The organism is Pseudomonas sp. TH07 (assembly GCF_016651285.1).
Classification (GTDB): Bacteria; Pseudomonadota; Gammaproteobacteria; order Pseudomonadales; family Pseudomonadaceae; genus Aquipseudomonas.
Map to the genome: position 1 here is coordinate 1,372,043 of NZ_JAEKED010000001.1, position 26,425 is coordinate 1,398,467.

Genomic DNA, 26,425 nt, shown 5'->3' on the forward strand with positions numbered 1-26,425 from the left:
CCGATCTGTCAGCGTTTGAGCAGCTGGTTTTTGATAAAGACGTCCAGCCCGGGCGAGTGATAGAAACCCATGCAGCGTTCAAAAATCGCGTTGATCGGGTAACCGGCCTCATTCTTCATCGGCGGCCCGCCGATATGGAAGCTGCCCGTCTGCTGCTCGACGTAGTTGCTCAGGGCCCGGGTACGGCGGTCGGTGCCGTCGCGGTCCAGCTGCACCCGATCGACGAAGTAGGACGCGTCGTGCAGGTCGTACGCCTTGTAGAACTTCAAGCGCCCGTAGTTATCGTCCAGGCACTGCTTCAGCGCCAGTTGCTTGACCCGCTCCACGGGCGGGTCCTTGGGTGCGGCATGGGCGGACCCGGCGAGCAAAATCGTCAGCGCACAGAGCGCCCCGCTGAATCGAATCCCTGGCTTAAGCTTCATCTGACCTCCCTGATTGAACCAACAGCGGTGAAGCCTATACCGATTGCGGCGCCGCGGCACCCAATGCTCCCTGGCGCAGCAACAACACAATCAGCCCAAAAGCCCCGGCCGCCATCAGCCACAGCAAGGCATGGCCGCTGACCCACTGGCTGCCCGCCCCGGCCACCAGCGGCCCGATCAGGCAGCCAATGCCCCAGAGTTGCGCCACGTGGGCATTGGCTCGCACCAGGGCGTCGTCGCGGTAACGCTCGCCGATCAGGATCAACGACAGGGTAAACAGGCCCCCGGCGCTGGCGCCGAACAGCACCCACAACGGCCAGATCAGCAAGCTGTGGAGCAACAGCGGAATCGCCAGGCTCGACAACAACAGCGCCACCGCACAGCCGGTGAACAGGGAGCGCCGCGACAGGCGATCGGCCAGGGCGCCAATCGGCAATTGCAGCACCGCATCGCCGACCACCACGGTGCTGACCATCGCCAGGGCGATGTCTTCGGTAAAGCCCTGGCGTAGGCAATACACCGGTAACAGCGTAAGAATCATTGCCTCAAAGGCGGCGAACAGTGCCACGGCCCAGGCAATCGCCGGCAGCCCACGACAAAAGCGCCACAGGTCGACCAGGGTCACGCTGCAGGCTTCAGTGGTCGGGGCGCCGCTGCGGCCGATCAACAGCAGGGGCGATACCACCAGCAGCCCGACACCGACCCAGAAGCCGTAGTCGGTCTCGGTGCCCAGCGCGCCCAGCAGCAATGGCCCGGCCAGCTGGCTCAGGGCGTAACAGCTGCCATACAGCGCCACCAGCCGCCCGCGCCACTGCTCGACCACCAACTGGTTGATCCAGCTCTCGCCCAGGATAAACACGATGGTCAGCACCATGCCCAGGCCCAATCGCAGCACCAGCCACAGCGGGTAACTCGGCAACAGCGCCAGCAAAGCAATGGACAGCGCCCCGCCCCACAGGCACAGGCGCATCAGGCCCGCAGTTCCAAAACGCGCCGCCAGGCGGCTGGCAAGCTTGGCCCCAAGCAACACGCCAAAGGCTGGCATCGACGCCATGACGCCAATGGCAAAGGGGCCATAACCCCAGCCTTCCAGGCGAAACGACACCAGCGGCATGCTGACACCCAGGGCCAGCCCGACACTCAGGACAGCCGCCAAAACGGCGAAATAGGTCGCCCAACGCATTTCCACGCTCCTGTGGATCATTTTTTATACCGACACAGACAACGCAGCCGGACTTCCCTTGCGGAAAGTCCGGCTGCGATTTTGGATCGAGGCCCGGTCCGGCGGGCAAGCGCCCGCCCCGAGCCCTTCAGGTCAGAGCTTGATCCAGGTCGCCTTCAACTCGGTGTACTTGTCGAATGCGTGCAGCGACTTGTCACGGCCGTTGCCCGATTGCTTGAAGCCACCGAACGGCGCGGTCATGTCGCCGCCATCGTACTGATTGACCCACACGCTACCGGCACGCAGGGCCTTGGCGGTCAGGTGAGCCTTGGAGATGTTGGCTGTCCAGACCGCTGCGGCCAGGCCGTACAGGGTGTCGTTGGCAATCTCGATGGCTTCTTCGACGGTATCGAAGGCGATCACCGACAGCACCGGGCCGAAGATTTCTTCCTGGGCGATTTTCATCGCGTTGCTCACACCGTCGAAAATCGTCGGCTCAACATAGGTGCCGCCGGTTTCCTGCAGGGTGCGCTTGCCGCCCGCGACCAGCTTGGCGCCGTCGGCATGCCCGGCTTCGATGTAGGACAGCACGGTGTTCATCTGCTGGGTGTCGACCAATGCACCGACGTTGGTTGCCGGGTCCAGTGGGTTGCCCGGCTTCCAGCCCTTGAGGGCCTCGATCACCAGGGGCAGGAATTTATCCTTGATGGAGCGCTCCACCAGCAGGCGCGAACCCGCGGTGCAGACTTCGCCCTGGTTGAAGGCAATGGCGCCCGCGGCCGATTCGGCAGCGGCCTGTAGATCCGGTGCATCGGCGAACACGATATTCGGGCTCTTGCCGCCGGCTTCGAGCCAGACGCGCTTCATGTTCGATTCGCCGGAGTAGATCAGCAATTGCTTGGCGATTTTGGTCGAGCCGGTGAACACCAGGGTGTCGACGTCCATGTGCAGGGCCAGGGCCTTGCCCACGGTGTGGCCATAACCTGGCAGCACGTTGAGCACGCCCGCCGGAATACCGGCTTCCACGGCCAGGGCGGCGATGCGGATTGCGGTCAGCGGGGATTTTTCCGAAGGCTTGAGGATGACCGAGTTACCGGTGGACAACGCCGGCCCAAGCTTCCAGCAAGCCATCATCAGCGGGAAGTTCCACGGCACGATGGCCGCGACTACGCCCACCGGCTCGCGAGTCACCAGGCCCAGTTGATCATGGGGCGTGGCGGCGACTTCGTCGTAGATCTTGTCGATGGCCTCGCCACTCCAGCTCAGCGCTTGCGCCGCGCCCGGAATGTCGATGCCCAGGGAGTCGCTGATCGGCTTGCCCATGTCCAGGGTTTCAAGCAGGGCGAGCTCTTCGGCGTGCTTTTTCAGCAGGCCGGCAAAACGAATCATGGTGGCCTTGCGCTTGGCCGGGGCCAGGCGCGACCAGGCGCCGGAATTGAATGTGGCGCGGGCATTTTCTACAGCACGCTGGGCGTCGGCGGCGTCACAACTGGCGATGGTTGCCAGCACGCGACCGTCAACCGGGCTGATGCATTCGAAGGTTTCACTGGAAACCGCAGCGGTGTATTCGCCATTGATATAGGCGCGGCCTTCGATCATCAGGTCGCGGGCACGTTGTTCCCAGTCGGCACGAGTCAGGGTGGTCATACGAGTGTCCTCCTCTTATTGAATACAAGCGCCACGCGATCAACGCAGGCACCTTCAGGAATTCTGCCCGGCCAGCCTTCTTTCGGCCCAAGGCACCGGCCACCCTAAACCAGTGGCACCCGAAGTTTCAATATATTTGACATAACCCCAGTAAACGCCATTGCTATGTTCATTTTAATAAACATAGACTTTGGCCCCACTACCACTCGCGCCGCCAATCACGGGGGAATACAAGAATGAGCATTCAGCACGTCGTCGACTTCAGCCAGGCCACCACCGAGGGTGAACGCTATCGCCCTGCACCGGAAAAAGTCCTCAAGGGCGACCCGGAACAGGCGGTGTTCAACCATTACGCCAGCCCGTGCGGGCAGATGAACGCCGGGGTCTGGGAAGGTGCGGTCGGGCAGTGGACGGTGAATTTCACCGAGCATGAATACTGCGAAATCGTGCAGGGCGTCTCGGTGCTGCGCGACAGCGACGGCAATGCCAAGACCCTGCGCGCCGGCGACCGCTTCGTCATCCCGGCCGGCTTCAAGGGCACCTGGGAAGTGCTGGAGCCCTGCCGCAAGATCTACGTGGCCTTCGAACAGAAAGCCTGAATCACAGGCACAAAAAAACCCGCTTGAAGGCGGGTTTTTTTGTCAGAAGAAAAATCAATTACTTGATTTTGCCTTCTTTGTAGATCACGTGCTTACGAACAACCGGATCATATTTCTTGATCTCGATTTTGTCCGGAGTAGTGCGCTTGTTCTTGTCGGTAGTGTAGAAGTGACCAGTACCGGCGCTCGAAATCAAACGAATCAATTCACGCATGATTAGCTCCCTTAGATCTTGCCAGCTTTGCGGATTTCGGCCAGCACGACAGTAATGCCACGCTTGTCGATGATACGCATGCCTTTGGCAGATACGCGCAGACGCACGAAACGTTTCTCTTCTTCAACCCAGAAGCGGTGATGCTGCAGGTTCGGCAGGAAACGACGACGGGTTTTGTTGTTTGCGTGGGAAATGTTATTCCCAGTCACCGGACCCTTACCGGTAACTTGACAGACTCTCGACATGCCTCAGCCCTCTAAAACCACATGCCCAACCCGGCATGGGTTGGCCGCTTAATCTCTCAGTCATTTGGCGCCAGGCGCCGCGTTTCTTTAGGGGTCTTACCGGCTACACCTACAAACGAAGGAACCGGGCCCCTAGAAAAGAGCGCTGCTTTATACCAGAAAGACCCAATAGCAACAACAGTCACTGTGGTCGGGAATTCAAAAAGTCCCGTTTTTCTTGCGCCAAGCGCCTGCGGCAAAGGCTACCGCAGTTATCGACCGCTCGTCGCAGAATAAAATTCCTGCCCCGCAAAGCCCCCGCCAACGCAGCGTCATTCACCGTCGCCAGCACCCGCGAGGCCCCTTCGAACGGGTCAATTTGTCAATTCATGGCAAATTATTGGCCGTCGGCCAGGGTAAAAACCGACCTTTTTGCCTTTGAAGGCCCACCCCACCCACGTCAATAAACGGAAAAAGGGGATAGTCATTTTCCGACGAGATCACTAGGGTAAGCCTTTTCCAGACTGCACTCGCAGATGGGCCTTCGATCTGCAAAGGAAGCCGAATATGCGTCTCGCCGCCCTACCGCTGTTGTTCGTACCGTTTCTGAGCCCGCTGGCCCAGGCTGCCGCCCTGAGCGTCTGCACCGAAGCCAGCCCGGAAGGTTTCGACGTGGTGCAATACAACTCGCTGACCACCACCAACGCCTCGGCGGACGTGCTGATGAACCGCCTGGTCGACTTCGACGAAGCCAGCGGCAAGGTGGTGCCGAGCCTGGCAGACAGTTGGGAGGTGTCCGACGACGGCCTGACCTATGTGTTCAAGCTGCACCCCAAGGTCAAATTCCACCACACCGACTACTTCAACCCCAGCCGTGAACTGACCGCCGAAGACGTGAAGTTCAGTTTCGAGCGCATGCTCGACCCGGCCAATCCCTGGCACAAGATTGCGCAAAGCGGCTTCCCCCACGCCCAATCCCTGCAGTTGCCGGCACTGATCAAGAAAATTGACGCCCTTGACCCACTGACCGTGCGCTTCACCCTGGACCACGCCGACTCGACATTTATCGCCACGCTGAGCATGGGCTTCGCCTCGATCTACTCTGCCGAGTACGCCGAGCAACTGCTCAAGGCCGGCACACCGGAGAAGCTCAACAACCAGCCGATCGGCACTGGGCCGTTTATCTTCGGCCGCTTCCAGAAAGACGCGTCGATCCGCTACAAGGCCAACCGCGACTACTTCGCCGGCAAGCCGGACGTGGACCCGCTGATCTTCGCCATCACCCCGGATGCCAACGTGCGCCTGCAAAAACTGCGGCGCAATGAATGCCAGATCGCCCTCTCGCCCAAGCCCCTGGACATCAATGCCGCGAGCCAGGACCCGGCGCTGAAAGTCGAACGCACCGCCGCCTTCATGACCGCCTTTGTCGCCATCAACAGTCAGCACCCGCCGCTGGACAAACCGGAAGTGCGCCAGGCAATCAACCTGGCCTTCGATAAGGCCAGCTACCTCAAAGCGGTCTTCGAAGACACCGCCGAAGCTGCCAACGGCCCGTTCCCGCCGAACACCTGGAGCTATGCCAAGGACTTGTCGGGCTATGCCCACGACCCTGAAAAAGCCCGCCAACTGCTGGCCAAGGCCGGCCTGAAAGACGGCTTCCAGACCACCATCTGGACTCGCCCATCCGGCAGCCTGCTCAACCCCAACCCCAGCCTCGGCGCACAACTGCTCCAGGCTGACCTGGAGAAAATCGGGATCAAGGCCGAGATCCGCGTGATCGAATGGGGCGAACTGATCCGCCGCGCCAAGGCCGGCGAGCATGACCTGCTGTTCATGGGCTGGGCCGGCGACAACGGCGACCCGGATAACTTCCTTACCCCGCAGTTCACCTGCGCTGCGGTCAAGTCCGGCACCAACTTCGCCCGCTACTGCGACCAGGGCCTGGATAAGCTGATCACCGCCGGCAAGACCACCAGCGAGCAAGGCGTGCGCAGCAAGCTCTATCAGCAGGCCCAGGCGCAGATCCAGCAACAGGCCCTGTGGCTGCCCCTGGCGCACCCCACCGCCTTCGCCCTGACCCGCAAGGAAGTCCAGGGCTATCAGGTCAGCCCCTTCGGCCGCCAGGACTTCTCCAAAGTCAGCGTCGGCAAATAACCCCGCCACAGGTTCTGGGCGCCCCGGTGCCCAGAACCTGCCGTTCAACACTTGCCGCTGCTCTCACCTAGACCCAACCGTATTCCGCCATCGACAGTGGATCGCCTTCACCGATGATGAAGTGATCGAGCACCCGCACATCCACCAGATCCAGGGCCTCTTTCAGCCGACGTGTCACCACGCGATCGGCATGACTGGGCTCGGAGATGCCCGAAGGGTGGTTGTGACACAGGATCACGGCGGCGGCGTTGTGTGCCAGGGCACGCTTGACCACCTGCCGCGGGTAGACGCTGGTGCTGTCAATCGAACCCTGGAACAGCGCCTCGAACGCCAGCACCCGGTGCTTGGTGTCCAGAAACAGGCAGCCGAACACCTCATGGGGCTCATGGCGCAGCATTGACTTGAGGTAGTCGCGGACCACCAGCGGGTTTTCCAGCACCGAGTCGCGACGCAGTTTTTCGGCCAGATGCCGACGAGCCATTTCCACCACGGCCTGCAACTGGGCGAATTTTGCCGGGCCCAGGCCGAGCTGGCGGCTGAAGGTCAACTGGTCCGCCTCCAGCAGGCGACGCAGGCTGCCGAACTGATGCAAAAGGTGACGCGCCAGGTCCACCGCGCTCTTTCCGGCAACCCCGGTACGCAAGAAAATCGCCAGCAATTCGGCGTCGGAAAGGCTCGCCGCACCCTGCTCCAGAAGCTTCTCCCGCGGGCGCTCCGCCGCGGGCCAGTCGCGAATGCTCATAGCACCTCCATGTGTGTGGGCGCCGCTGTTCCATAGCGGTCGCTGTGGTATCTTAGCCCATCTTTTTGCCTGTGATTTCCCCTGGGGAGGGGGCGTTACAAGCAGCAATCATTGAACTCAAAGGCAGGCCTATGCAGCGGCTGTATCGGAAACGCATCGTCCTCGGCGTCGGCGGCGGCATTGCCGCCTATAAGAGCGCCGAGCTGGTTCGCCGACTCCTCGACCAGGGCGCCGAAGTGCGTGTGGTCATGACCCGTGGCGGCAGTGAATTCATCACACCGCTGACCATGCAGGCACTCTCCGGGCACCCGGTTCACCTGGACCTGCTCGATCCCGCAGCCGAGGCTGCCATGGGCCATATCGAGCTGGCCAAATGGGCCGACCTGGTGCTGATCGCCCCCGCCACCGCCGACCTGATCGCGCGCCTGGCCCAAGGCATCGCCGATGACCTGCTGACCACCCTGGTCCTGGCCACGGACGCCACCGTCGCCATCGCCCCGGCCATGAACCAGGCCATGTGGCGCGATCCGGCCACCCAGGCCAACACCCAATTGCTGCAAAGCCGCGGCCTCCAGGTGTTCGGGCCGGCCTCGGGCAGCCAGGCCTGCGGCGACGTCGGCATGGGCCGCATGCTCGAAGCCAACGACCTGGTGCTGTGCGCCGCCGATTGCTTCCAGCATCAGGCTCTGACCGGCAAACACGTACTGATTACCGCCGGCCCGACCCAGGAAAACATCGACCCGGTGCGCTACATCACCAACCACAGCTCCGGCAAAATGGGCTTTGCCCTGGCCGAAGCCGCAGTTGAAGCCGGCGCCCGAGTGACCCTGATCACCGGCCCGGTGCACCTGCCGACCCCGGATCGGGTGACCCGGATCGATGTGGTCAGCGCCCGCGACATGCTCGCCGCCTGCGAGGCCGCCATCCCCTGCGACCTGTTTATCGCCTCGGCGGCGGTGGCGGACTACCGCCCGGAAGTCGTTGCCCCACAAAAATTAAAGAAAGACCCTACGAAAGGTGACGGTCTGCTGCTGCAGATGGTGCGTAACCCGGACATCCTGGCCACCATCGCCACCCGTCCCGATCGCCCTTTCAGTGTCGGCTTCGCCGCCGAGACCGAACACTTGCTCGACTACGCTGCACGCAAATTGAAAGACAAGAACCTCGACCTGATCGTCGCCAACGACGTGGCCAACCCGAGCATTGGCTTCAACAGCGAGGAAAACGCCTGCAGCGTGATTGACCGGGAGTTGCACGCAACTCTCTTCGCCCAGACCAGCAAGGGCAAGATCGCCCGCCAACTGATCTCTTTCATCGCCGAACGGCTGAACCAGGTTTAACTCGCATGCACGCTCTACAAGCCAAGATCCTCGACCCACGCATCGGCAACGAATTCCCGATGCCACAGTACGCCACCCCGGGCTCCGCCGGCCTCGACCTGCGCGCCATGCTCAAGCAAGACACCGTGCTGGAGCCGGGCCAGACCCTGCTGATCCCCACCGGCCTGTCGGTCTACATCGGCGACCCGGGCCTGGCGGCGCTGATCCTGCCGCGCTCCGGCCTGGGCCATAAACACGGCATCGTCCTGGGCAATCTGGTGGGCCTGATCGACTCGGACTACCAGGGCGAACTGATGGTGTCCTGCTGGAACCGTGGCCAGACCGCCTTCAACATCGCGGTCGGCGAGCGCATCGCCCAACTGGTACTGGTGCCGGTGGTCCAGGCGCACTTCGAAGTGGTCGAGGCCTTCGACGAAAGCCAGCGCGGCGCAGGCGGTTTCGGGCATTCCGGCAGCCACTGATCGACGCGGAACCTGGCCGGGCGCCAAACCCGGCCAGAGTTCCGGGTTTTGTATTTCAGGACGAAAATCGGGCAAAGCGCCTTCGCGGGTTTCCCTCCCCAAATCAAGGCATTAGACCCTCAAAAGCAGGCTGAATCGCCGACGATGGCATTTTTGCACCATGAACCCAATGGCAAAAACATCGTCATACCCTTCAGTTTGAGCCTGCCGGCCCACCCTGGCCCGGCCTGTCCCGCCCCCTTTTGAAATGGAGCAACCCCGATGAGCAACCCGGCCCCAGTCGCACCGAGCTTTCCCGATAGCATCTTTCGCGCCTACGACATTCGCGGCACCGTCCCGGAGTTTTTGAACGCTGAAACCGCTTACTGGCTCGGCCGCGCCATTGGCGCCCAGAGCCTGGCTCAGGGTGAACCTGACGTTTCCGTTGGCCGCGACGGCCGTCTCTCCGGTCCGGAGCTGGTGGAGCAACTGATCAAAGGCCTGGCCGACAGCGGCTGCCACGTCAGCGACGTCGGCCTGGTGCCCACTCCGGCGCTGTACTACGCGGCCAACGTACTGGCCGGCAAGTCCGGGGTCATGCTCACCGGCAGCCACAACCCGTCGAACTACAACGGCTTCAAAATCGTCATTGCCGGCGACACCTTGGCCAATGAACAAATCCAGGCCCTGCACCAACGCCTGAAGGACAACAACCTGAGCAGCGGCAAGGGCAGCATCACCCGGGTGCAGATCCTTGAGCGCTACAGCGACGAGATTACCCGCGATGTGAAACTGGCCCGCCGCCTGAAAGTGGTGGTCGATTGCGGCAACGGCGCGGCCGGGGTCATTGCCCCGCAGTTGATCGAAGCCCTGAACTGCGAAGTCATCCCGCTGTTCTGCGAGGTCGACGGCAACTTTCCCAATCACCACCCGGACCCGGGCAAGCCTGAAAACCTGGTGGACCTGATCGCCAAGGTCAAGGAAACCAAAGCCGACCTGGGTCTGGCCTTCGACGGCGACGGCGACCGCGTCGGCGTGGTGACCAACACCGGTAGCATCGTCTTCCCGGACCGCCTGCTGATGCTGTTCGCCAAGGATGTAGTGGCGCGCAACCCGGGCGCGGAAATCATCTTCGACGTCAAATGCACCCGCCGCCTGACCCCGCTGATCAAGGAATACGGCGGCAAGCCGCTAATGTGGAAGACCGGCCACTCGTTGATCAAAAAGAAGATGAAACAAACCGGCGCCCTGTTGGCCGGCGAAATGAGCGGGCATATCTTCTTCAAGGAGCGCTGGTTCGGTTTTGACGACGGGATTTACAGCGCCGCGCGCCTGCTGGAGATCCTCAGCAAGGAGCCATCCAGCGCCGAAGAGCTGTTCGCGACCTTCCCGAACGATATTTCGACGCCGGAAATCAATATCCATGTGACCGAAGAGAGCAAATTCAGCATCATTGATGCTCTGCACGACGCGCAGTGGGGCGAAGGCGCCAACCTGACCACCATTGACGGGGTGCGAGTCGATTACGCCAAAGGCTGGGGCCTGGTCCGCGCCTCCAACACCACGCCGGTGCTGGTGCTGCGTTTCGAGGCCGACAACGAAGCCGAGCTGCAGCGCATCAAGGATGTGTTCCACGTCCAATTGAAACGTGTTGCACCCGATCTCCAACTACCGTTCTGATTTTCTGAAACACCGGAGCCCTGAATGACCCTCGAACGCGATGCCGCCGCCAACACCGCCAAGGTTCTATCCGAAGCGCTGCCTTACATTCGCCGCTATGTCGGCAAGACGCTGGTGATCAAATACGGCGGCAACGCTATGGAGAGCGAAGAGCTCAAGACCGGTTTCGCTCGTGACATCGTGTTGATGAAAGCCGTCGGGATCAACCCGGTGGTGGTACACGGTGGCGGCCCGCAAATCGGTGACCTGCTCAAGCGCCTATCCATCGAGAGCCACTTTATCGACGGCATGCGCGTCACCGACGCCCAGACCATGGACGTGGTGGAGATGGTCCTCGGCGGCCAGGTGAACAAAGACATCGTCAACCTGATCAACCGTCACGGCGGCAGCGCCATTGGTCTGACCGGCAAGGACGCCGAGCTGATTCGCGCGAAAAAACTCACCGTGACCCGCAAGACGCCGGAGATGACCCAGCCGGAAATCATCGACATCGGCCAGGTGGGCGAAGTGATCGGCATCAACACCGACCTGCTGAACCTGCTGGTGAAAGGCGACTTCATTCCGGTGATTGCGCCCATCGGCGTCGGTGCCAACGGCGAGTCCTACAACATCAACGCCGACCTGGTGGCCGGCAAGGTGGCCGAGGCGCTGAAGGCCGAGAAGCTGATGCTGCTCACCAACATCGCCGGCTTGATGGACAAGGAAGGCAAGGTCTTGACCGGCCTGACAACCCAGCAAGTGGACGACCTGATCGCCGACGGCACCATCTACGGCGGCATGCTGCCGAAGATCCGTTGCGCGCTGGAAGCCGTGCAAGGCGGGGTTGGCAGCTCCTTGATCCTGGATGGCCGGGTGCCGAATGCGATCCTGCTGGAAATCTTCACCGATACCGGTGTGGGTACCCTGATCAGCAATCGCAAGCGTCCTTAAGCGCTGAAAAAAAGCCCCGCTCAACCTGGTTGAGCGGGGCTTTTTTATTGTAGCGAGAGCGTTGGATCCCGCCGTACGGCCTAGCAGTCGCGAATCAAACGCCGAACTGCTCGCGATACGCCTTGACCGCCGGTAAATGCTGTTTGAGCTGCGGATCGTCTTCCAGGAACTGCAACACCTGGTTCAGCGACACGATGCTGACCACCGGAATCCCGAAGTCACGCTCCACTTCCTGGATGGCCGACAATTCACCGTTGCCGCGCTCCTGGCGATTGAGCGCGATCAGCACGCCAGCGGCCTTGGCACCTTCCTGGGACGCAATGATCTGCATCACTTCGCGAATCGCCGTACCGGCGGTAATCACGTCGTCGATGATCAGCACATCGCCCTTGAGCGGCGCGCCCACCAGGCTGCCGCCTTCACCGTGGGCCTTGGCCTCCTTGCGGTTGAAGCACCAGGGCAGATCCTGCCCATGATGTTCAGCCAGGGCCACGGCTGTGGCGGCGGCCAGGGGAATGCCCTTGTACGCCGGACCGAATAGCACGTCGAAGGAAATACCGCTTTCAACGATGGCGGCCGCATAAAAACGACCCAGCTGCGCCAGGGCGGAACCCGAGTTGAACAGCCCTGCATTGAAGAAGTAAGGACTGGTGCGCCCGGACTTCAGGGTGAACTCACCGAAGCGCAAAACCCCGCGATCGATGGCAAAACGAATGAAATCGCGCTGATACGCTTGCATGAAAAAAGCCCCAGATACCACGGATTTAGCTAATTAGGTAGACCTCGGGTATCATACACGCACGTGATTTTTGGGGCCATTTATGCGGATCATCAGTGTGAACGTCAATGGTATTCAGGCTGCAGTCGAGCGTGGTTTGCTCAGTTGGCTGCAGGCCCAGAATGCCGACGTCATCTGCCTGCAGGACACCCGCGCCTCCGCCTTTGAACTGGACGACCCAGCCTTCCAACTGGATGGCTACTTCCTTTATGCCTGCGATGCTGAAGTCCCCGCCCAAGGTGGCGTGGCTTTGTATTCGCGGTTGCAACCTAAGGCGGTCATCAGCGGCCTCGGCTTCGAGACAGCCGATCGCTACGGGCGCTACCTGCAAGCCGATTTCGATAAGGTCAGCATCGCGACCTTGCTGCTTCCTTCGGGGCAGAACGGCGATGAAGACTTGAACCAGAAGTTCAAGCTAATGGACGACTTCGCCCGTTATCTGGATAAACAGCGGCGCAAACGTCGCGAGTACATCTATTGTGGCTCGCTCTACGTTGCGCAACAGAAGCTGGATATCAAGAACTGGCGTGACAGCCAGCAATCCCCGGGCTTCCTGGCGCCTGAGCGTGCCTGGATGGACGAGATTGTCGGCACCATGGGTTATGTCGACGCCTTGCGCGAAGTCAGCCGTGAAGGCGATCAGTACAGCTGGTGGCCGGACAACGAACAGGCCGAGATGCTCAACCTGGGTTGGCGTTTCGACTATCAGTTGCTGACCCCGGGCCTGCGTCGCTTCGTGCGCAGCGCACGCCTGCCGCGTCAGCCACGCTTCTCGCAGCACGCACCGCTGATCGTGGACTACGACTGGACGCTGACTATCTAAGCGTCGTTTCGCAGCCACAAAAAAGCCGACATCAGTGTCGGCTTTTTTGTGCGCGGCGGTTTTACTTGATCAAGCGCCAGGTGAACGGATAGCGATACGGTACCCCTTCCCCCGCCTTGACCCCGCCAATGATCGTCAGCACCAAGGCGCCGATCGCCAGCAACCCGAACAAGAAGAAGCCGATGATTACCAGCATCAACAGGAAGCAGATAGCCGAGGCAATGGCGACGGTGATCTGGAAATTCAGCGCCTCCTTGCCCTGAGCGTCGATGAACGGGTCGGATTCGCGCTTGATCTGCCACAGAATCAACGGACCGATCAGGGTACCGAACGGCACCCAGATCCCCAGCAAGGCAGACAGATGACAAAACATTGCCCACTGCCGAACCTCATGGCTCGGCGTAGGCAGCGGAAGCTGGTCGTCACTCATGGCGTTCTCCTTGGCGGGTCGTCCGTAGCGCAATCAGTCGGCCAGGGCCGCCTGCTGCAGTTCAAAAATCTCGCTCATGCCTTTCTTCGCCAGCTCCAGCATTGCATTCAGGTCTTCAGGCTGGAACGGTGCGCCTTCGGCAGTGCCCTGGACTTCAATGAAACCACCGGTGCTGGTCATCACCACGTTGAGGTCAGTCTCGGCAGCCGAGTCTTCCAGGTAGTCCAGGTCCAGCACAGGCTCGCCCTGATACATGCCCACCGACACCGCAGCGATCATTTGCTTGAGCGGGTCGCCGCCTTTGAGGCCGCCACGCTTCTTGATCACTTTCAGCGCATCGACCAAGGCCACCATGGCGCCGGTGATCGACGCGGTACGGGTGCCGCCGTCAGCCTGGATCACGTCGCAGTCGACGTACAGGGTCACGTCACCCAGCTTGGACATGTCCAGCGCGGCGCGCAGGGAGCGGCCGATCAGGCGCTGGATTTCCAGGGTGCGGCCGCCCTGCTTGCCACGGCTGGCTTCACGCTGGTTACGCTCGCCGGTAGCACGCGGCAACATGCCGTACTCGGCGGTCAACCAACCCTGGCCCTGGCCCTTGAGGAAGCGCGGCACGCCGTTCTCGACGCTGACCGTGCAGATAACCTTGGTATCACCGAACTCGACCAGTACAGATCCCTCGGCGTGTTTGGTGTAGTTGCGGGTGATGCGGATCGAGCGGAGCTGATCGGCAGCGCGACCACTTGGACGTTTCATAGGGGAACACCTGTACAGGGACGGAAAACTGCCGAACATTATAGAGCCCGCGGCCGCGCCTGGGCAGTTCTAAAAAATCCAGGGGCGGACCAAAGGCTCTGCACGAAGGCTCCAGCGCCCCGCCGCAACCCTTTGTCACCGCCACGGTTGGGGGCTTTCGCCGCACTGCGCTACAATCCTGCGCCTTCGCAGCCTGTCGGCTTTAATTCATATCTATCGGGCCCGCCCAACCCTATTGCGGTTGGTGCCAGACCTGAATCGGAGGTACCTCCATGGTGCACAGCATGACCGCCTTCGCCCGGGTCGAACGGGCCGGCACTCAGGGCACCCTGAGCTGGGAACTGCGCTCGGTCAACAGCCGCTACCTGGAACCGCACCTGCGCCTGCCGGAGTCCTTTCGCGACCTCGAAGGCGCGGTTCGTGAAGCGCTGCGCCAGGGTTTGTCCCGCGGCAAGCTTGAATGCACCCTGCGCTTTACCGAAGAAACCACCGGCAAACCCCTGCAAGTGGATCGCGAACGGGCCGCGCAACTGGTGGCCGCAGCCGAGTCGGTGGCCAGTCTGATCAAGCAACCTGCACCGCTCAACCCCCTGGAAGTCCTGGCCTGGCCCGGCGTGCTGGTGGCTGACGCAACCGATCCACAGGCACTGAATTCCGAGGCCCTGGAATTGTTCAAGCAGGGCCTCAAGGAGCTCAAGAGCGGCCGCGAACGCGAAGGCTCGGAGCTTGCCCGCCTGATCAACGAGCGCCTGACCTCGATCGAGGAAGACGTGGTGACCCTGCGCGAACTGGTGCCGCAAATGCTCGCGACCCAGCGCCAGAAGGTCCTCGACCGCTTCGCCGACATGCAGGCCGAGCTCGACCCGACGCGCCTGGAGCAGGAAATGGTGATGCTTGCGCAAAAGAGCGACGTCGCCGAAGAACTGGACCGCCTGAGCACCCACATCATTGAAGTACGCCGCGTGCTGAAGTCGGGTGGCGCCGCCGGTCGGCGCCTGGACTTCCTGATGCAGGAGCTCAACCGCGAAGCCAACACACTGGGCTCCAAGGCCTTCGACCCGCGCAGCACCCAGGCTGCGGTCAACCTCAAAGTGTTGATCGAGCAGATGCGCGAACAAGTACAGAATATTGAGTAAGGCTACCCCCACATGACCCACAGCACCGGCACCCTGTACATCATTTCCGCCCCTTCGGGCGCGGGCAAGAGCAGCCTGGTCAAGGCCCTGACCGACGCCAACCAGGAGATCCGTGTCTCGGTCTCCCACACCACCCGGGCCATGCGCCCCGGTGAAGTGAACGGCGTGAACTATCACTTCGTCTCCCGCGAAGCGTTCGTGAAAATGGGCGAGCATGGGGACTTCCTCGAGCGTGCCGAAGTATTCGGCAACCTCTACGGCACCTCGCAAAGCCACCTGCAGCAAACCCTGGATGCGGGCCATGACCTGATTCTGGAGATCGACTGGCAGGGCGCCGAGCAAGTGCGCAAATTGATGCCGCAAGCCCGCTCGATCTTCATCCTGCCGCCGTCCCTTGAGGCCTTGCACCAGCGCCTGACCAACCGCGGCCAGGACAGTGACGAGATCATTGACGGGCGGATGCGCGAAGCGGTCAGCGAAATGAGCCACTACGTCGACTATGACTATTTGATCATCAACGATGATTTTGCCCATGCGCTGGCGGACCTGAAGGCGATTTTCCGGGCCAATCAGCTGCATCAAAAGCGTCAGCAGCAGCGTTTTGGCAAATTGCTCGCTGAATTGCTGGGCTAAAACAGCACTTCCCAAAACCGCTGCAAGCGCTTTACATTGGCACTTGCAGCGCGTTGCAGGGCCTGGTCAAAAAATCAGCGCTTCCCTAATCGCTGGTGATTTTTTAAACTGTTGAGTCCGCTCGCCCAACCGGGCAGCGCGCATATTGCATTCGCTCCGAGGAATACCATGGCCCGCGTAACCGTTGAAGACTGCCTAGAACACGTGGAAAACCGCTTTGAGCTGGTCATGCTCTCTACCAAGCGTGCCCGTCAACTGGCCACCGGCGGCAAAGAGCCCCTGGTTCAGTGGGAAAACGACAAGCCTACCGTTGTAGCCCTGCGTGAAATTGCCGAAGGCCTGATGAGCTACGAGTTCATTGCCAACGCTGAGATCGTTGAAGACGAACCGCTGTTCGCAGCGTTCGAGGACGAGTCCAACGAGGCCGTCTAAGCCTATGCCTGGTCGACGTAGCACGGCGCGGGAATACAGCTTACGGCAGGAGTCAGCATGCCGAGCATAGACGCCCTCGCCGATCGCTTATCGACCTATCTCGGCACGGACCAGGTCAACCTGGTCCGCCGAGCGTATTTCTACGCCGAACAAGCCCACGACGGCCAACGCCGCCGCAGCGGCGAGGCGTACGTCACGCACCCATTGGCGGTGGCGAATATTCTTGCCGACATGCATATGGACCATCAGAGCCTGATGGCGGCCATGCTGCATGACGTGATTGAAGACACCGGTATTGCCAAGGAAGCGCTTTCAGCGCAGTTCGGCGAAACCGTGGCCGAACTGGTCGACGGGGTCAGCAAACTGACCCAGATGAACTTCGAGACCAAGGCCGAAGCCCAGGCTGAAAACTTCCAGAAAATGGCCATGGCCATGGCCCGCGATATTCGCGTGATCCTGGTCAAGCTGGCCGACCGCCTGCACAACATGCGGACCCTGGAAGTGCTGTCCGGCGAAAAGCGCCGGCGCATCGCCAAGGAAACCCTGGAAATCTATGCCCCCATCGCCAACCGGCTGGGCATGCATGCCATCCGCATCGAATTCGAAGACCTTGGCTTCAAGGCCATGCACCCGATGCGTTCCGCGCGGATCTACCAGGCCGTCAAGCGCGCCCGGGGCAACCGCAAGGAAATCGTCAACAAGATCGAAGAATCCCTCAGCCACTGCCTGGCCATCGACGGTATCCAGGGCGAGGTCAGCGGCCGGCAGAAACACCTCTACGGCATCTACAAGAAAATGCGCGGCAAGCGTCGGGCCTTCAACGAGATCATGGACGTCTACGCGTTCCGCATCATCGTCGACAAGGTAGACACCTGCTATCGCGTGCTGGGCGCTGTACATAATTTGTACAAACCGCTGCCGGGACGCTTCAAGGACTACATCGCGATTCCCAAGGCCAACGGCTACCAATCGCTGCATACCACCCTGTTCGGTATGCACGGCGTGCCGATCGAGATCCAGATCCGCACCCGGGAAATGGAAGAGATGGCCAACAACGGCATCGCCGCGCACTGGCTGTACAAATCCAGTGGCGACGAGCAGCCAAAAGGCACCCACGCCCGCGCCCGCCAATGGGTCAAGGGTGTACTGGAGATGCAGCAACGCGCCGGCAACTCCCTGGAATTCATCGAAAGCGTGAAGATCGACCTGTTTCCGGACGAGGTCTACGTGTTCACGCCCAAAGGCCGGATCATGGAGCTGCCCAAAGGCTCCACGGCCGTCGACTTCGCCTACGCGGTGCACACCGACGTCGGCAACAGCTGCATTGCCTGCCGCATCAACCGCCGTCTCGCACCGCTGTCCGAACCGCTGCAAAGCGGCTCCACGGTGGAGATCGTCAGTGCCCCTGGCGCCCGGCCGAATCCGGCCTGGCTCAACTTCGTGGTCACCGGCAAGGCCCGCACCCATATTCGCCACGCCCTGAAGCTGCAGCGCCGCTCCGAATCCATCAGCCTCGGTGAGCGCCTGCTGAACAAGGTGCTCAACGGTTTCGACAGTTCGCTGGAAAAGATCCCGGCCGAACGCATCCAGGCGATGCTCCACGAATACCGCCTGGAACTGATCGAAGATCTGCTCGAAGACATCGGCCTGGGCAATCGCATGGCCTATGTGGTGGCCCGCCGCCTGCTCGGCGAGGGCGAACAGTTGCCAAGCCCGGAAGGCCCGCTGGCGATTCGCGGCACAGAGGGCCTGGTGCTGAGCTACGCCAAGTGCTGCACGCCGATCCCGGGCGACCCGATCGTCGGCCACCTGTCCGCCGGCAAGGGGATGGTGGTGCACCTGGACAACTGCCGCAATATCAGCGAAATCCGCCACAACCCGGAAAAATGCATCCAGCTCTCGTGGGCCAAGGATGTCACCGGCGAATTCAACGTCGAACTGCGGGTCGAGCTGGAACACCAGCGTGGCCTGATTGCCTTGTTGGCCAGTAGCGTCAACGCCGCCGACGGCAATATCGAGAAAATCAGCATGGATGAACGCGATGGTCGCATCAGCGTGGTCCAACTGGTGGTCAGCGTGCACGACCGCGTGCACCTGGCCCGCGTGATCAAGAAACTCCGCGCCCTGACCGGGGTGATTCGCATCACCCGCATGCGCGCGTAGCGCCTCACATAAGCCATCGTCACTTACAAGGACTCATAAATGACCAAGACTGTTATCACCAGCGACAAAGCGCCTGCTGCCATCGGCACCTATTCCCAGGCGATCAAGGCTGGCAACACCGTGTACATGTCCGGCCAGATCCCCCTCGACCCAAAAACCATGGAACTGGTCGAAGGCTTCGAAGCCCAGACCGTCCAGGTGTTCGAGAACCTGAAGTCGGTTGCCGAAGCCGCCGGCGGTTCGTTCAAGGACATCGTCAAGCTGAACATCTTCCTCACCGACCTGAGCCACTTCGCCAAGGTCAACGAGATCATGGGCAAGTACTTCGAACAGCCTTACCCTGCCCGCGCCGCCATCGGCGTCGCCGCCCTGCCAAAGGGTGCGCAGGTTGAGATGGATGCCATTCTGGTCATCGAGTAACACCCGCGGCGCAGCGTCCCAGGCTGCGCCGACTTTGCTTTGAAAGGATTTCATCATGCGCAAAGCGCTAGCTTTCTCGCTGCTCGCCGTCATGCTCGGCGGTTGCGCCAGCGACCCCGCCAAAACTGATGTCGGCGGCACCTGGATCAACCAGGTTGCGATCGACGCGGCCTCCAAGGGCGGCCCTTTGCGTGAAGCGCTGCAAGCCTACGGCCCGAACCTGGAGTGGGAGGTCAACACCCGCGCCGGCCAGGCCCGCTACACCAACGGTTTCGAAATTGCCGAAGGCAAGGTCATTGCCGACCCCGCCGGCAGCTGGAAAGTCGACTTCTACGGCAGCTCCGCTACTGAACTGAAGCGCGACGGCAAACAACTGCTGCAAGCAGCGAACGACAACGAACCCGAACAGGTCTTCGACCGCCCCAAGGATCCTGCGCCGGAAGGGGCACCCCTGGGCGCCAACTTCGAGCGCGCGCTCTATACGGCGTATATGGGCGGCTCCTGGAAAATCCTCAGCGGCCCGGGGGAAGGCTCCACCGTGCAGTTCCAGGGCGACGGCGCGGTCCAGGGCCTGCCGGGGGCTGATCGTTACGCCCTGTGCCTGGCCGGAGACTGCGCCTCCATGAGTGGCGGCAACGATAACCTCTGGCTCCAGCAAAATGGCCAGGGCAACGCCTGGATCTTTGTACGCAAGGACAAGCAGCTGGAAATCTTCCAGGCGGTCAATACCGCCCAGGCGGATGAAGTGCCATCCCTGGCACCCGGCACTCGTCAGTGGCTGCTGGAAAAGCAATAACGGCTGTAGCCGCACGCTGAGCCTTTGCCGAAATAGCGGCGTTGCGCTGGGCCAGCGCAACCTCGCGGGCTCGGCGGCAGCTACAGAATCACCCTTTCAGTATTGCCGCGTAGCCTTCGCGGTAACTCAAGTAACGCGGCACCCAGCCCAGCGCCCGAGCCCGGGCGTTGCTGCAGCGCTTGCTGCCGGCACGCCGCACACTGGCGTCGTCGGCCCATTCGGTGACCCCCAGGTATTCGCGCAGCCAACCCACGACCTCCGCCAACGGCGCCGGCGCATCGTCGACGCCGATATAGCAGTCTTCCAGCGCCACTCCGCGCTGATCGGCCTGCATCAGGAACGCCAGCAAGCCTGCAGCGTCATCAGCATGAATCCGATTGCCATACAAAGGCGGGTCGATCGCCACCCGATAGCCTTGGCGGACCTGGGTCAGCAACCATTCGCGGCCGGGACCGTAAATGCCGGTCAGGCGCACCAGGCTGGCGGGGATGCCGCTGTGCAGCGCCACTTGCTCCGCCTCCAGCATCAGCCGCCCGGAATAACCGCTGGCTTCGGTGGCTGAGGTTTCATCAACCCATTCGCCGTCTTTCTGCCCGTAGACACTGCTGCTGGACACAAACAGCAGGCGCCTGGGCTGCTGGCCGTGCTGCTTGAGCCAGCTCAGCACGTGTTGCAGCCCCTCGACATAGGCGGCGCGATAGCCCGCTTCGTCATGCTCGGTGGCAGCGGCGCAGTACACCAGGTAATCCAGGGAAGCGCTGGGCCAGGTCGGAGGGCATTGGGCGTTGAACAGATCACCGGCGACGCCAATGACCCCGTCCGGCAAGCGTGAAACGTTGCGGCGCAAGCCATGAACCTGCCAACCCTCGACAAGCAATTGACTGGCCAGGCGGCTGCCGACATCACCACAACCGGCGATCAAAACAGAAAGGGCGGGCATCACTAAACTCCGTTCGCAAAGCTCAAGACTAGCCGCGGCGATGGACGAGCGGCTAGCAATCAAGGAAAAAAAGATACTCTATTACTTTTGTTAACAAGAATTACTTGCAATAATAAGCGCCCAAATTGTTCTCGGCCCCGCGAGGCCTAGAAGGACATTTACCTCTTTCCTCTCTCAGGTCCGGCCAGCATGACACCCAATCAACTCTCCGCTTCGCCAACCAAACGCCCAAGCCCGCTGCGCGCCATGAGCGCGGTTGCAGCGTTGTTGTTCAGCCTGGTACTGGCACCGAGCGCAGCCTTCGCCGACGCACAGGCACCGGCCACCGCGCCAGCCGCGAACGCCCCCCATGCACCGGCCGAACCTGCCGCACCGGTCGTGACTCCGGTCGCCACCGACCCGGCCCAGACCCCGGCCCAAGGCGAAGCTGCAGAGGACGTTCCTGAAGTACTCGAAGCCGACAACACCCTGGGCATGGCCCATGACCTGTCGCCGTGGGGCATGTACCAGAACGCCGACATCATTGTGAAGATCGTGATGATCGGCCTGGCCATCGCCTCGATCATCACCTGGACCATCTGGATCGCCAAAGGCTTCGAGCTGATGGGCGCCAAGCGTCGTCTGCGCGGTGAAATCCTCAGCCTGAAAAAGGCCACCACCCTCAAGGAAGCCAGCGCCACCGCGACCAAGGAAGGCACCCTGGCCAACCTGCTGGTCCACGACGCCCTTGAAGAAATGCGCCTGTCGGCCAACAGCCGGGAGAAGGAAGGCATCAAGGAACGTGTGAGCTTCCGCCTTGAGCGCCTGGTAGCTGCCTGCGGCCGCAACATGAGCAGCGGCACCGGCGTGCTGGCAACCATTGGTTCCACCGCACCCTTCGTCGGTCTGTTCGGCACCGTGTGGGGCATCATGAACAGCTTTATCGGCATCGCCAAAACCCAGACCACCAACCTCGCGGTGGTTGCACCAGGTATCGCCGAAGCCCTGCTGGCCACGGCCCTGGGCCTGGTTGCAGCGATCCCGGCCGTAGTGATCTACAACGTCTTCGCCCGCTCCATCGCCGGTTACAAGGCGCAGGTGTCGGACGCCTCTGCTGAAGTCCTGTTGCTGGTCAGCCGTGATCTCGATCACCTGCCGACCACTGAGCGCTCCACACAACCCCACGTGGTCAAAGTAGGGTAATCAGCCATGGGCTTGCATTTGAAAGAAGGCGCTGACGACGATCTCGCCGAGAACCATGAAATCAACGTCACGCCGTTTATCGACGTGATGCTGGTGCTGCTGATCATCTTCATGGTGGCGGCACCCCTGGCCACCGTGGACATCAAGGTCGACCTCCCGGCCTCCACTGCCAAGCCTGAACCGCGCCCTGAAAAGCCGGTGTTCCTCAGCGTCAAGGCCGACCAGCGCCTGTTCCTGGGCGAAGACGAAGTGAAGGCCGAGACCCTCGGCGGCGCCCTCGATGCCAAGACTCAAGGCAAAAAGGACACCACGATCTTCTTCCAGGCCGATAAAGGCGTGGACTACGGCGACCTGATGAGCGTGATGGATACCCTGCGGTCCGCCGGATACTTGAAGGTAGGCCTGGTCGGACTTGAGACGGCAGCCAAGAAATGATCACGACGCGCCAAAAGCTGACGCGTTATAGCGGTAGCCTGGCGGTGGTGCTGGGCGTCCATGCGGTGGCGATTCTGCTCGCCCTCAATTGGTCGTCGCCACAACCGGTCGAACTGCCACCCCAGGCGATGATGATCGAGCTGGCGCCGGTTCCGGCACCGCCTCCTCCCGCACCGCCCAAGGTCATAACGCCACCGCAGCCACCGGCTCCGGTAGAAGAACTGCCGCTGCCGAAGCTGGCTGAAGCGCCGAAGCCGACGATCTCGGTGCCCAAGCCGGTCAAGCCCAAGCCCAAGCCGCAACCACCCAAGCCGGTGGAAAAGCCGCCTGAGCCGACCAAGGAAAAGCCCAGCGAGGAAAAACCCAGCGACGCACCGCCGACCAACGCCAAGACTGACAAGTCCGCGCAACCGGCACCGGGTCCTTCGCCTGCGCAATTGGCCGCCAAGGAAAGCTGGCAAGGCACCCTGCTGGCGCACCTGGCCAAGTACAAGAAGTACCCGCCAGGCGCACAGTCCCGGGGCAAGGAAGGCCTGAACCGCCTGCGGTTCGTGGTCGACGCCGAAGGCAATGTGCTGTCCTACGAGCTGGTGGGACGTTCGGGCAACGCCGATCTGGACCGGGCCACCCTGGAAATGATCCGCAAGGCCCAGCCGCTGCCCAAGCCGCCGTCGGACATGCTCAACAACGGCTCGATCGAGATCGTGGCACCCTTCGTTTACTCCCTGGAGAAACGGCGCCGCTGATCCCTTCAGCCAGCTCCCCCTGCAAAGGCACCGAAAGGTGCCTTTTGCATATCCACCGGCGACGAACATGCATTAGCCGGTGTCGCACTGCGCCCTCTGTCTGATAACGTGCGTCTATCGATTGCAGCCGGTATGCTTGGCCCGCACCTCATGGACGCCCGCTATGACCCTCACTGAATTACGCTACATCGTCACCCTCGCCCAAGAGCAGCACTTCGGCCACGCGGCCGAGCGTTGCCACGTCAGCCAGCCGACCCTGTCGGTGGGCGTGAAAAAACTTGAAGACGAGCTCGGTGTACTGATTTTCGAGCGCAGCAAAAGCGCGGTGCGCCTGACTCCGGTCGGCGAAGGCATCGTGGCCCAGGCGCAAAAGGTCCTCGAACAGGCCCAGGGCATTCGCGAACTGGCCCAGGCCGGCAAGAACCAGCTGACCGCCCCGCTGAAGGTCGGCGCCATCTACACCGTCGGCCCCTACCTGTTCCCGCACCTGATTCCGCAACTGCACCGGGTCGCGCCGCAGATGCCGTTGTACATCGAGGAAAACTTCACCCACGTCCTGCGTGACAAGCTGCGCAACGGCGAATTGGACGCGATCATCATCGCCCTGCCGTTCAATGAGGCCGACGTCCTCACGCTGCCGCTGTACGACGAACCCTTCTATGTGCTGATGCCCACCGGCCATCCATGGACCCAGAAGGACACCATCGACGCCAGCCTGCTCAACGACAAGAGCCTGCTGCTGCTCGGCGAAGGCCACTGTTTCCGCGACCAGGTGCTCGAAGCCTGCCCCACCCTGACCAAGGGCAACGACGGCGCCAAGCACACCACGGTGGAATCCAGCTCCCTGGAAACCATTCGCCATATGGTTGCCTCCGGCCTGGGGATCTCGATCCTGCCGCTGTCGGCGGTGGACAGCCATCATTACGCCCCCGGCGTGATCGAAGTGCGTCCGCTGACCCCGCCCGTGCCGTTTCGCACCGTGGCCATCGCTTGGCGCGCCAGCTTTCCACGGCCCAAGGCGATCGAGATCCTCGCCGACTCGATCCGCCTGTGCTCGGTGGCCAAGCCGCCTGCCGCGAGCTAAGCCGTCGCGATGACTGAGCTGTCGAAAGTGCCGGTCACGGCACTCAAGGGCGTCGGCGAAGCCATGGCCGAAAAGCTGGCCAAGGTCGGCCTGGAAAACCTCCAGGACGTGCTGTTCCACCTGCCCCTGCGTTACCAGGATCGCACCCGCGTGGTGCCCATCGGCGCCCTGCGCCCGGGCCAGGACGCGGTGATCGAAGGCACCGTCAGCGGCGCCGACGTGGTCATGGGCAAACGCCGCAGCCTGCTGGTACGCCTGCAGGACGGCACCGGCGGGCTGAGCCTGCGCTTCTACCACTTCAGCAATGCGCAGAAAGACGGCCTGAAACGCGGCACCCGCGTGCGCTGCTATGGCGAAGCCCGGCCCGGCGCTTCCGGGCTGGAGATTTACCACCCGGAATACCGTGCCATCAGCGGCGATGAGCCACCTCCGGTGGACCAGACCCTGACCCCGATCTACCCGCTCACCGAAGGCCTGACCCAGCAACGCCTGCGCCAGCTGTGCCAGCAGAGCCTGGCCCTGCTAGGCCCGAGCAGCCTGCCCGACTGGCTGCCGCAGGAGCTGGCGCGCGATTACCAGCTGGCACCACTGGACGATGCGATTCGCTACCTGCATCACCCACCGGCCGACGCCGATGTCGACGAACTCGCCCTCGGCCATCACTGGGCCCAGCATCGCCTGGCGTTCGAAGAACTGCTGACCCACCAGCTGTCCCAGCAACGCCTGCGCGAAAGCATGCGCTCGCTGCGCGCACCGGCCATGCCCCCGGCGAAAAAACTACCTGCCAAATACCTACGCAACCTGGGCTTTGCGCCCACCGGCGCGCAACAGCGAGTGGGCCGGGAAATCGCCTACGACCTGAGCCAGCCCGAGCCGATGCTGCGCCTGATCCAGGGCGATGTCGGCGCCGGCAAGACCGTGGTCGCCGCCCTCGCCGCCCTGCAGGCCCTGGAAGCCGGTTATCAGGTGGCGTTGATGGCGCCGACCGAGATCCTCGCCGAACAGCACTTCATTACCTTCAAGCGCTGGCTCGAACCCCTGGGCCTGGAAGTCGCCTGGCTGGCCGGCAAGCTCAAGGGCAAGAACCGCAGCGCCGCCCTGGAACAGATCGCCGCCGGCGCGCCGATGGTGGTCGGCACCCACGCGCTGTTCCAGGACGAAGTGCAGTTCAAGAACCTAGCCCTGGTGATCATCGACGAACAGCATCGCTTCGGCGTGCAGCAGCGCCTGGCCCTGCGCCAGAAAGGCGTTGGCGGGCGCATGTGCCCGCACCAGTTGATCATGACGGCCACGCCGATTCCCCGGACCCTGGCCATGAGCGCCTACGCCGACCTCGACACCTCGATCCTCGACGAACTGCCCCCCGGGCGCACCCCGGTCAATACCGTGCTGGTGACCGACAGCCGCCGCGTCGAAGTCATCGAGCGGGTGCGTGCCGCCTGCGCCGAAGGGCGCCAGGCGTATTGGGTCTGCACCCTGATCGAAGAGTCCGAAGAGCTTACCTGCCAGGCCGCCGAAACCACTTACGAAGACCTGACCGCGGCCCTCGGCGAACTGCGCGTGGGCCTGATCCACGGGCGCATGAAGCCTGCAGAAAAAGCCGAAGTCATGGCTCAGTTCAAGGCCGGCGCGTTGCAGTTGCTGGTGGCGACCACGGTGATCGAGGTCGGGGTCGATGTGCCCAATGCCAGCCTGATGATCATCGAAAACCCCGAACGCCTGGGCCTGGCCCAACTGCACCAGTTGCGCGGCCGGGTCGGACGCGGCAGCGCCGCCAGCCACTGCGTGCTGCTCTATCATCCGCCGCTGTCACAGATTGGGCGCCAGCGCCTGGGCATCATGCGGGAAACCAACGACGGCTTCGTCATCGCCGAAAAGGACCTGGAGCTGCGCGGTCCCGGCGAGATGCTCGGCACGCGCCAGACCGGTTTGCTGCAATTCAAGGTCGCCGACCTGATGCGCGATGCCGACCTGTTGCCGGCCGTGCGCGACGCGGCCCAGGCCCTGCTGGAGCGCTGGCCGCACCACGTGAGCCCGTTGCTGGACCGCTGGCTGCGTCACGGCCAGCAATACGGCCAAGTGTGAAACACCTCTCAGTTAATGGAACGCTGGTGTAA

At 62.1% G+C, this 26,425-nt stretch carries 27 protein-coding genes and 1 pseudogene; 18 read left to right on the forward strand and 10 right to left on the reverse strand.

Going from position 1 to position 26,425, the window contains the following annotated elements; genetic code table 11:
* Positions 1 to 8: 8 nt before the first annotated feature.
* The 3 genes from JFU57_RS06565 to JFU57_RS06575 all read right to left on the reverse strand — a co-directional run bounded on the left by JFU57_RS06565 (position 9) and on the right by JFU57_RS06575 (position 3,231).
* Entirely contained in the window at positions 9 to 422 is a 414-nt protein-coding gene (locus tag JFU57_RS06565; protein ID WP_201128574.1) for a hypothetical protein, read from the reverse strand.
* Between the two features lie 34 nt (positions 423 to 456).
* Positions 457 to 1,605: an MFS transporter gene (locus JFU57_RS06570; protein ID WP_201128575.1), complete on the reverse strand. Its 1,149-nt coding sequence runs from the start codon at positions 1,603 to 1,605 to the stop codon at positions 457 to 459.
* Between the two features lie 132 nt (positions 1,606 to 1,737).
* Positions 1,738 to 3,231, reverse strand: coding sequence for an aldehyde dehydrogenase (locus JFU57_RS06575; RefSeq protein ID WP_201128576.1), 1,494 nt, complete (start codon positions 3,229 to 3,231; stop codon positions 1,738 to 1,740).
* Positions 3,232 to 3,467: 236 nt separating this feature from the next.
* Here JFU57_RS06575 and JFU57_RS06580 point away from each other — a divergent pair, with 236 nt between their 5' ends.
* Positions 3,468 to 3,830, forward strand: coding sequence for a cupin domain-containing protein (locus JFU57_RS06580; RefSeq protein ID WP_201128577.1), 363 nt, complete (start codon positions 3,468 to 3,470; stop codon positions 3,828 to 3,830).
* Positions 3,831 to 3,888: 58 nt separating this feature from the next.
* Here the strand turns inward: JFU57_RS06580 and rpmG are convergent, their stop codons facing one another.
* Both rpmG and rpmB read right to left on the reverse strand, forming a co-directional pair.
* Positions 3,889 to 4,044 carry a 50S ribosomal protein L33 gene (rpmG, locus tag JFU57_RS06585; RefSeq protein ID WP_003177274.1) on the reverse strand — a complete coding sequence of 52 codons (156 nt, stop codon included), beginning with the start codon at positions 4,042 to 4,044 and terminating at the stop codon, positions 3,889 to 3,891.
* Between the two features lie 11 nt (positions 4,045 to 4,055).
* Positions 4,056 to 4,289: a 50S ribosomal protein L28 gene (gene rpmB, locus JFU57_RS06590; protein ID WP_007894701.1), complete on the reverse strand. Its 234-nt coding sequence runs from the start codon at positions 4,287 to 4,289 to the stop codon at positions 4,056 to 4,058.
* A 546-nt stretch (positions 4,290 to 4,835) separates the two neighbouring features.
* On the opposite strand from rpmB, the gene JFU57_RS06595 reads away from it, so the two are divergent.
* Positions 4,836 to 6,422, forward strand: a complete 1,587-nt coding sequence (locus tag JFU57_RS06595; protein WP_201128578.1) for an ABC transporter substrate-binding protein — start codon at positions 4,836 to 4,838, stop codon at positions 6,420 to 6,422.
* A 67-nt stretch (positions 6,423 to 6,489) separates the two neighbouring features.
* Here the strand turns inward: JFU57_RS06595 and radC are convergent, their stop codons facing one another.
* Positions 6,490 to 7,164 (reverse strand): RadC family protein, encoded by a 675-nt coding sequence (gene radC / locus JFU57_RS06600; protein ID WP_078470457.1) that lies wholly within the window; start codon positions 7,162 to 7,164, stop codon positions 6,490 to 6,492.
* A 131-nt stretch (positions 7,165 to 7,295) separates the two neighbouring features.
* Between radC and coaBC the strand changes: the two genes are divergently transcribed.
* The 4 genes and pseudogenes from coaBC to argB all read left to right on the forward strand — a co-directional run bounded on the left by coaBC (position 7,296) and on the right by argB (position 11,554).
* The gene (gene coaBC / locus JFU57_RS06605) at positions 7,296 to 8,504 is read left to right on the forward strand and encodes a bifunctional phosphopantothenoylcysteine decarboxylase/phosphopantothenate--cysteine ligase CoaBC (protein ID WP_020296016.1); all 1,209 of its coding nucleotides are present in this window, start codon (positions 7,296 to 7,298) and stop codon (positions 8,502 to 8,504) included.
* A 5-nt stretch (positions 8,505 to 8,509) separates the two neighbouring features.
* Complete coding sequence (dut, locus tag JFU57_RS06610) at positions 8,510 to 8,965, forward strand: dUTP diphosphatase (protein ID WP_020296017.1); 456 nt, start codon at positions 8,510 to 8,512, stop codon at positions 8,963 to 8,965.
* Between the two features lie 255 nt (positions 8,966 to 9,220).
* A pseudogene (locus JFU57_RS06615) lies at positions 9,221 to 10,624 on the forward strand (phosphomannomutase/phosphoglucomutase); the annotation flags it as partial.
* Between the two features lie 24 nt (positions 10,625 to 10,648).
* The gene (argB, locus tag JFU57_RS06620) at positions 10,649 to 11,554 is read left to right on the forward strand and encodes an acetylglutamate kinase (RefSeq protein ID WP_020296019.1); all 906 of its coding nucleotides are present in this window, start codon (positions 10,649 to 10,651) and stop codon (positions 11,552 to 11,554) included.
* 94 nt (positions 11,555 to 11,648) lie between these two features.
* On the opposite strand, the gene pyrE is transcribed toward argB, so the two are convergent.
* Positions 11,649 to 12,293 (reverse strand): orotate phosphoribosyltransferase, encoded by a 645-nt coding sequence (gene pyrE / locus JFU57_RS06625; protein ID WP_078470455.1) that lies wholly within the window; start codon positions 12,291 to 12,293, stop codon positions 11,649 to 11,651.
* 82 nt (positions 12,294 to 12,375) lie between these two features.
* Between pyrE and JFU57_RS06630 the strand changes: the two genes are divergently transcribed.
* Positions 12,376 to 13,155, forward strand: a complete 780-nt coding sequence (locus JFU57_RS06630; RefSeq protein ID WP_020296021.1) for an exodeoxyribonuclease III — start codon at positions 12,376 to 12,378, stop codon at positions 13,153 to 13,155.
* Between the two features lie 61 nt (positions 13,156 to 13,216).
* On the opposite strand, the gene JFU57_RS06635 is transcribed toward JFU57_RS06630, so the two are convergent.
* Together JFU57_RS06635 and rph are read right to left on the reverse strand one after the other, a co-directional pair.
* Positions 13,217 to 13,585, reverse strand: a complete 369-nt coding sequence (locus JFU57_RS06635) for a DUF4870 domain-containing protein (RefSeq protein ID WP_078470454.1) — start codon at positions 13,583 to 13,585, stop codon at positions 13,217 to 13,219.
* A 33-nt stretch (positions 13,586 to 13,618) separates the two neighbouring features.
* Positions 13,619 to 14,341, reverse strand: coding sequence for a ribonuclease PH (gene rph / locus JFU57_RS06640; protein WP_020296023.1), 723 nt, complete (start codon positions 14,339 to 14,341; stop codon positions 13,619 to 13,621).
* Between the two features lie 272 nt (positions 14,342 to 14,613).
* On the opposite strand from rph, the gene JFU57_RS06645 reads away from it, so the two are divergent.
* The 6 genes from JFU57_RS06645 (at position 14,614) to JFU57_RS06670 (ending at position 19,921) form a co-directional block, all read left to right on the forward strand.
* On the forward strand, positions 14,614 to 15,477 hold the full coding sequence (locus JFU57_RS06645; protein ID WP_201128579.1) for a YicC/YloC family endoribonuclease: 864 nt from the start codon (positions 14,614 to 14,616) through the stop codon (positions 15,475 to 15,477).
* A 12-nt stretch (positions 15,478 to 15,489) separates the two neighbouring features.
* Positions 15,490 to 16,110: a guanylate kinase gene (gene gmk, locus JFU57_RS06650; protein ID WP_078470452.1), complete on the forward strand. Its 621-nt coding sequence runs from the start codon at positions 15,490 to 15,492 to the stop codon at positions 16,108 to 16,110.
* 168 nt (positions 16,111 to 16,278) lie between these two features.
* Positions 16,279 to 16,542: a DNA-directed RNA polymerase subunit omega gene (rpoZ, locus tag JFU57_RS06655; RefSeq protein WP_003177259.1), complete on the forward strand. Its 264-nt coding sequence runs from the start codon at positions 16,279 to 16,281 to the stop codon at positions 16,540 to 16,542.
* A gap of 57 nt (positions 16,543 to 16,599) precedes the next feature.
* Positions 16,600 to 18,705: a bifunctional GTP diphosphokinase/guanosine-3',5'-bis pyrophosphate 3'-pyrophosphohydrolase gene (gene spoT, locus JFU57_RS06660; RefSeq protein ID WP_020296026.1), complete on the forward strand. Its 2,106-nt coding sequence runs from the start codon at positions 16,600 to 16,602 to the stop codon at positions 18,703 to 18,705.
* A gap of 39 nt (positions 18,706 to 18,744) precedes the next feature.
* Positions 18,745 to 19,125, forward strand: a complete 381-nt coding sequence (locus JFU57_RS06665) for a RidA family protein (protein ID WP_003176922.1) — start codon at positions 18,745 to 18,747, stop codon at positions 19,123 to 19,125.
* A gap of 55 nt (positions 19,126 to 19,180) precedes the next feature.
* Positions 19,181 to 19,921, forward strand: coding sequence for a hypothetical protein (locus JFU57_RS06670; protein ID WP_078470451.1), 741 nt, complete (start codon positions 19,181 to 19,183; stop codon positions 19,919 to 19,921).
* Positions 19,922 to 20,009: 88 nt separating this feature from the next.
* Here the strand turns inward: JFU57_RS06670 and JFU57_RS06675 are convergent, their stop codons facing one another.
* On the reverse strand, positions 20,010 to 20,861 hold the full coding sequence (locus tag JFU57_RS06675; RefSeq protein WP_201128580.1) for an SDR family oxidoreductase: 852 nt from the start codon (positions 20,859 to 20,861) through the stop codon (positions 20,010 to 20,012).
* Positions 20,862 to 21,050: 189 nt separating this feature from the next.
* Here JFU57_RS06675 and exbB point away from each other — a divergent pair, with 189 nt between their 5' ends.
* From exbB to recG, 5 genes are all read left to right on the forward strand, one after another.
* The gene (gene exbB / locus JFU57_RS06680; protein WP_201128581.1) at positions 21,051 to 22,043 is read left to right on the forward strand and encodes a tonB-system energizer ExbB; all 993 of its coding nucleotides are present in this window, start codon (positions 21,051 to 21,053) and stop codon (positions 22,041 to 22,043) included.
* Between the two features lie 6 nt (positions 22,044 to 22,049).
* Complete coding sequence (exbD, locus tag JFU57_RS06685) at positions 22,050 to 22,478, forward strand: TonB system transport protein ExbD (protein WP_020296030.1); 429 nt, start codon at positions 22,050 to 22,052, stop codon at positions 22,476 to 22,478.
* Positions 22,475 to 23,224 (forward strand): TonB family protein, encoded by a 750-nt coding sequence (locus JFU57_RS06690; RefSeq protein ID WP_020296031.1) that lies wholly within the window; start codon positions 22,475 to 22,477, stop codon positions 23,222 to 23,224. The genes exbD and JFU57_RS06690 overlap by 4 nt, the downstream gene beginning before the upstream one ends.
* Before the next feature lie 163 nt (positions 23,225 to 23,387).
* Complete coding sequence (locus JFU57_RS06695; RefSeq protein ID WP_020296032.1) at positions 23,388 to 24,308, forward strand: hydrogen peroxide-inducible genes activator; 921 nt, start codon at positions 23,388 to 23,390, stop codon at positions 24,306 to 24,308.
* Positions 24,309 to 24,317: 9 nt separating this feature from the next.
* Positions 24,318 to 26,393 carry an ATP-dependent DNA helicase RecG gene (recG, locus tag JFU57_RS06700; protein ID WP_078470447.1) on the forward strand — a complete coding sequence of 692 codons (2,076 nt, stop codon included), beginning with the start codon at positions 24,318 to 24,320 and terminating at the stop codon, positions 26,391 to 26,393.
* The last annotated feature ends 32 nt before the right edge of the window (positions 26,394 to 26,425 follow it).

What these genes read in the sequence shown, in the direction of transcription:
- JFU57_RS06630 (WP_020296021.1), top strand. Translation starts at nt 12,376, where the DNA reads ATGCGGATCATCAGTGTGAACGTCAATGGTATTCAGGCTGCAGTCGAG.
- rpmB (WP_007894701.1), bottom strand. Translation starts at nt 4,289, where the DNA reads ATGTCGAGAGTCTGTCAAGTTACCGGTAAGGGTCCGGTGACTGGGAAT.
- spoT (WP_020296026.1), top strand. Translation starts at nt 16,600, where the DNA reads ATGCCGAGCATAGACGCCCTCGCCGATCGCTTATCGACCTATCTCGGC.
- exbD (WP_020296030.1), top strand. Translation starts at nt 22,050, where the DNA reads ATGGGCTTGCATTTGAAAGAAGGCGCTGACGACGATCTCGCCGAGAAC.
- JFU57_RS06690 (WP_020296031.1), top strand. Translation starts at nt 22,475, where the DNA reads ATGATCACGACGCGCCAAAAGCTGACGCGTTATAGCGGTAGCCTGGCG.
- JFU57_RS06665 (WP_003176922.1), top strand. Translation starts at nt 18,745, where the DNA reads ATGACCAAGACTGTTATCACCAGCGACAAAGCGCCTGCTGCCATCGGC.
- dut (WP_020296017.1), top strand. Translation starts at nt 8,510, where the DNA reads ATGCACGCTCTACAAGCCAAGATCCTCGACCCACGCATCGGCAACGAA.
- rph (WP_020296023.1), bottom strand. Translation starts at nt 14,341, where the DNA reads ATGAAACGTCCAAGTGGTCGCGCTGCCGATCAGCTCCGCTCGATCCGC.
- JFU57_RS06595 (WP_201128578.1), top strand. Translation starts at nt 4,836, where the DNA reads ATGCGTCTCGCCGCCCTACCGCTGTTGTTCGTACCGTTTCTGAGCCCG.
- JFU57_RS06575 (WP_201128576.1), bottom strand. Translation starts at nt 3,231, where the DNA reads ATGACCACCCTGACTCGTGCCGACTGGGAACAACGTGCCCGCGACCTG.
- rpmG (WP_003177274.1), bottom strand. Translation starts at nt 4,044, where the DNA reads ATGCGTGAATTGATTCGTTTGATTTCGAGCGCCGGTACTGGTCACTTC.
- JFU57_RS06645 (WP_201128579.1), top strand. Translation starts at nt 14,614, where the DNA reads ATGGTGCACAGCATGACCGCCTTCGCCCGGGTCGAACGGGCCGGCACT.
- pyrE (WP_078470455.1), bottom strand. Translation starts at nt 12,293, where the DNA reads ATGCAAGCGTATCAGCGCGATTTCATTCGTTTTGCCATCGATCGCGGG.
- argB (WP_020296019.1), top strand. Translation starts at nt 10,649, where the DNA reads ATGACCCTCGAACGCGATGCCGCCGCCAACACCGCCAAGGTTCTATCC.
- exbB (WP_201128581.1), top strand. Translation starts at nt 21,051, where the DNA reads ATGACACCCAATCAACTCTCCGCTTCGCCAACCAAACGCCCAAGCCCG.
- JFU57_RS06635 (WP_078470454.1), bottom strand. Translation starts at nt 13,585, where the DNA reads ATGAGTGACGACCAGCTTCCGCTGCCTACGCCGAGCCATGAGGTTCGG.
- JFU57_RS06670 (WP_078470451.1), top strand. Translation starts at nt 19,181, where the DNA reads ATGCGCAAAGCGCTAGCTTTCTCGCTGCTCGCCGTCATGCTCGGCGGT.
- JFU57_RS06580 (WP_201128577.1), top strand. Translation starts at nt 3,468, where the DNA reads ATGAGCATTCAGCACGTCGTCGACTTCAGCCAGGCCACCACCGAGGGT.
- JFU57_RS06565 (WP_201128574.1), bottom strand. Translation starts at nt 422, where the DNA reads ATGAAGCTTAAGCCAGGGATTCGATTCAGCGGGGCGCTCTGTGCGCTG.
- JFU57_RS06695 (WP_020296032.1), top strand. Translation starts at nt 23,388, where the DNA reads ATGACCCTCACTGAATTACGCTACATCGTCACCCTCGCCCAAGAGCAG.
- rpoZ (WP_003177259.1), top strand. Translation starts at nt 16,279, where the DNA reads ATGGCCCGCGTAACCGTTGAAGACTGCCTAGAACACGTGGAAAACCGC.
- JFU57_RS06570 (WP_201128575.1), bottom strand. Translation starts at nt 1,605, where the DNA reads ATGCGTTGGGCGACCTATTTCGCCGTTTTGGCGGCTGTCCTGAGTGTC.
- gmk (WP_078470452.1), top strand. Translation starts at nt 15,490, where the DNA reads ATGACCCACAGCACCGGCACCCTGTACATCATTTCCGCCCCTTCGGGC.
- radC (WP_078470457.1), bottom strand. Translation starts at nt 7,164, where the DNA reads ATGAGCATTCGCGACTGGCCCGCGGCGGAGCGCCCGCGGGAGAAGCTT.
- recG (WP_078470447.1), top strand. Translation starts at nt 24,318, where the DNA reads ATGACTGAGCTGTCGAAAGTGCCGGTCACGGCACTCAAGGGCGTCGGC.
- coaBC (WP_020296016.1), top strand. Translation starts at nt 7,296, where the DNA reads ATGCAGCGGCTGTATCGGAAACGCATCGTCCTCGGCGTCGGCGGCGGC.
- JFU57_RS06675 (WP_201128580.1), bottom strand. Translation starts at nt 20,861, where the DNA reads ATGCCCGCCCTTTCTGTTTTGATCGCCGGTTGTGGTGATGTCGGCAGC.